Origin of the sequence: Winogradskyella litoriviva, assembly GCF_013249065.1 — a bacterium.
In the GTDB taxonomy this organism is placed as follows: domain Bacteria; phylum Bacteroidota; class Bacteroidia; order Flavobacteriales; family Flavobacteriaceae; genus Winogradskyella; species Winogradskyella litoriviva.
In genome coordinates, this window is record NZ_JABRWQ010000029.1 from 1 (window position 1) to 850 (window position 850).

The window sequence follows — 850 nt, forward strand, 5'->3', positions numbered from 1 at the left end:
GAAACACTTTTTGCTAGAGTAGAATATAGTACTACCCAATGTTATGCTATCTACCCTTTTCAATTAATTATAAATCCGCAACCTGTTGCCAACCAACCTAATGATATTATTGTTTGTGATGATGACTTTGATGGTTTTACAGAAATCGATTTAACACAACAAAACAATACCATTTTAGGAAATCAAAATCTAAATGACTACACTATTTCGTTTTTCAATTCTGAAATTAATGCTATTGAAAACATTGAACCGCTTAATCAAAACCATGTCGCTTATAATAACGAAATAATTTTTGTAAGGCTAGAGAACACCATTACTGGCTGTTTCGATATTACTGAATTTTCAATAATTATCAACCAGATTCCTTTAATATCAATTCCTGATCAAGTAGTATGTTTAGATGATTTACCATTGGTTGTTTCTGCAGAAACCTTTAATCCATTAGACTCCTATTTATGGTCTACTAATGCTATAACACCTCAGATTGAAATCACTGAAATGGGTACTTATTCTGTAACTATCACCAATCAATTTGGTTGCCAATATACTAGTACTTTTAATGTTACAGAATCTCAATCTGCAATAATCAATGCTGTAGAAACTATTGATTTTTCTGACCCAAACAGCATCACTGTAACTATAGACCTTAACGGAAATTACCTGTTTCAACTTAACAATGGCAACCCTCAAACCTCTAACGTTTTTGAAAATGTACCTATTGGTTATAACTCCGTAACAATTATAGACCAAAACGGTTGTGCTGAGGTAACAAGAACTGTATTAGTCATTGATGCTCCAAAACACATGTCTCCTAACAATGATGGTGATTTTGATACTTGGCACATTGCTG

Annotated in this window: 1 pseudogene; it reads left to right on the forward strand. The window is 32.6% G+C overall.

From position 1 onward, the window contains the following. Positions 1-850 (forward strand): annotated as a pseudogene (locus HNV10_RS17085) (hypothetical protein); the annotation flags it as partial.